Below are 2,615 nucleotides of genomic sequence, written 5' to 3'. Positions count from 1 at the left end.
AACTCTCTTACGCCGGTCCGGCGTCTCTTCGGATACCTGCCGGGATGCACACTCAGACTGTTTTCGCGGCTCCCTTACAGTCGGAAGTAGACAATAACAGGGAAGGCGGACATGGCGACTTTTACCGGAACGGCAGATACCGACGGCATTCAGGGCACGGCCGACGATGACAAAATCGACACTTTAGGCGGCGGCGACATCGTGTTCGCGGATGCGGGTAACGACACGGTATTTGGTGGCACTGGTGAAGACTATATTTTCGGCCAAGCCGGTGATGACAGGATCGACGGCGGAGCTGAAAGCGACGTGCTCGATGGCGGTGCCGGAGACGATGATCTTACCGGCGGCGGGGACATGGACTTCATCGGCGGCGGCGACGGCAGCGATACGGCCCATGGCGGCTGGGGCGACGACACGATCGGCGGCGGTGCAGGCCGTGACCGCCTGTTTGGTGAGGCCGGTGCCGATATCCTGAACGGCGAAGCCGGCAACGACAGCCTCTTCGGCGGTTCGGGTGACGACAACCTCCTGGGCGGCGACGGCAACGATAATCTCTATGCCGGTGCCGGTCAGGATCGCCTGTCCGGAGGGGCGGGCGCAGATAATCTTTACGGCAGCGACGGGTCGGACATCCTGACCGGCGGAATCGGGGACGACCTTCATGGAGAGGCCGGTGACGACCTGCTGATCTGGAGCACCGAGCAGTACGTGCTCGGCGCGGACGGCGAAGGTCCCGACACAGTGATCTCCGGCGGAACGGGCTACGATACGCTCCGGATCGATGTCGATCTGCTGTATTATGCAAGCTTCGCCGGGAGCGATGCGCCTGGACCCTTTACCTCGAACATCAATTTCTATCACAGCATCTACGGCGGCGGAGATACCTTCATCAGGCTGGGCGACTCGACGCCTGAAGACGTGCCCGGCCTGGACGTCTCACTTGACGGTATCGAGCGGGTCGAGGCGAGTGGGCTCGGCAGCCTGAACTACTATAACAATGCCTATCCGGGCGATCCGTATTCCGGGCCATTGAACATTACCGTCGTGGGAACCGTCCACGATGACAGCTTGTCCGGCGGCTATGGCGAGGAGGTGCTGATCGGCGGTGGAGGCCAGGACACCTTATCCGGCGGCATCGACGCCGATGTGTTCGTCTATGCGTTCCGGACCGGAGCGTCGGCGACGGGCGGAGTTGACGCCTTCGGCACCGATGGCAACGACATCGTCTTCGACTTCAGTGCCGATGAGCGCGACGTCATGAGGCTGGACGCCGCGACGGACCTGACGGCCGCCGAGGCCAGCGGGATCGGCAGCGATCCGGGCGAAATCCTGATAACGCAGACCGCCGAAAATGCCGTGCTGACCTTCGTCGGCAACGGCGCCACAATTCAGTTCGATAGTTTCGGGGTCAATCAGATCGGCGCCATCGGCGGCGACACTCTTCAGGCGCTTGAGGCCAAACTGATCGGCATTGCCGGCGATAGCTCCTACGATCCCTTCCAGTTCGTCTGATCGACGAAGGCCCGGAAGGATCGCCTCACGACTTCCGGGTCCAGTCCCTTGGCGATGACCACGATGCGGGTCCCGACGATCCCGTCCGGCCATTCGTCCAAATGCACGGGCTTGTGGATGAGGTGCTGAACACCCTGGACGACGACCGGCGTATCGACGCCCTGGATCGACAGCAGCCCCTTCAGCCGAAGGACTTCCGTGCCGTGGCGGTTGAGCAGCATCGACAGCCAGAGCCCGAAGCGTGCCCAGTCGAGGGGAGCATCGGATGTCAGGACGAAGGCCCTGATATCGCCGTGGCGGTTTACGTCGTGACGGTGATGGTCATGACGATGCGCTTCGGCAGCCAGCCAGCGTGCCACTTCGCCCGCTCTGGCGATCGGATCGTGGATGTCGCTGACGAACAGGGCCGCGTCCGGTATCCGGACGTCGTCCAGCGGCAGGATATCGGCGGCCGGGTTCAGGCCGGCCAGCCTGTGCCGGAGGGCAGTTATCGTTTCCTCATCGGCCAGATCCGTCTTGGACATCACGAGCCGGTCGGCGACGGCGGCCTGACGCACGGATTCGGGGAACCTGTCCAGGTTCTCGGCCCCGTTGACCGCATCCACCACCGTCACGATGTTGCCCATCCGGAACTGATGGCGGAGAGCGGGGTCTGCGACCAGGGTGGCGACGATGGGGCCGGGATCGGCCAGCCCCGTCGTTTCCAGGATCAGCCGGCTGAACGGCGGCACCTGCCCGGCGGCGCGGCGTTCATGGAGATCCAGGAGCGAGTCCTTCAGATCGCCGCGAATGGTGCAGCAGATGCAGCCGCTCTTCAGCAGCACCACGTCGTCATCGACTTCCTCGACCAGGAAATGGTCGATCCCGACTTCGCCGAACTCGTTGATCAGGACAGCCGCGTCCCGTAGGTCGGGCAGAGCCAGCAGCCGCTTGAGCAGCGAGGTCTTTCCGGAACCGAGGAAGCCGGTCAGGATGTTGACCGTCACCGGCGGCAACGGAGTTTCCGCGGTCATGGTTTCACTCACGGCCGCCAGCACCGCACCGGGCTTCCATCGCTTCGATCACCGCGGGATCGAGCGGATCGCAGACCCGCCCGGTCAGTT

General features: G+C 63.5%; 2 protein-coding genes. One reads left to right on the top strand and one right to left on the bottom strand.

Annotated elements, in window-relative coordinates; all coding sequences use genetic code 11:
• Positions 1-111: 111 nt before the first annotated feature.
• The gene (locus AC5JJ6_RS08560; protein ID WP_496041631.1) at positions 112-1,512 is read left to right on the top strand and encodes a calcium-binding protein; all 1,401 of its coding nucleotides are present in this window, start codon (positions 112-114) and stop codon (positions 1,510-1,512) included.
• Here AC5JJ6_RS08560 and AC5JJ6_RS08555 read toward each other — a convergent pair.
• Positions 1,488-2,525, bottom strand: a complete 1,038-nt coding sequence (locus AC5JJ6_RS08555; RefSeq protein WP_496041630.1) for a CobW family GTP-binding protein — start codon at positions 2,523-2,525, stop codon at positions 1,488-1,490. The two genes, AC5JJ6_RS08560 and AC5JJ6_RS08555, sit on opposite strands and share 25 nt — an antisense overlap.
• Between the last annotated feature and the right edge of the window lie 90 nt (positions 2,526-2,615).

The organism is Skermanella sp. (assembly GCF_059503625.1).
This window is presented reverse-complemented; position numbering and strand designations above follow the sequence as displayed.

Coding starts and splice junctions, on each gene's coding strand:
- AC5JJ6_RS08560 (WP_496041631.1), top strand. CDS start 112: ATGGCGACTTTTACCGGAACGGCAGATACCGACGGCATTCAGGGCACG.
- AC5JJ6_RS08555 (WP_496041630.1), bottom strand. CDS start 2,525: ATGACCGCGGAAACTCCGTTGCCGCCGGTGACGGTCAACATCCTGACC.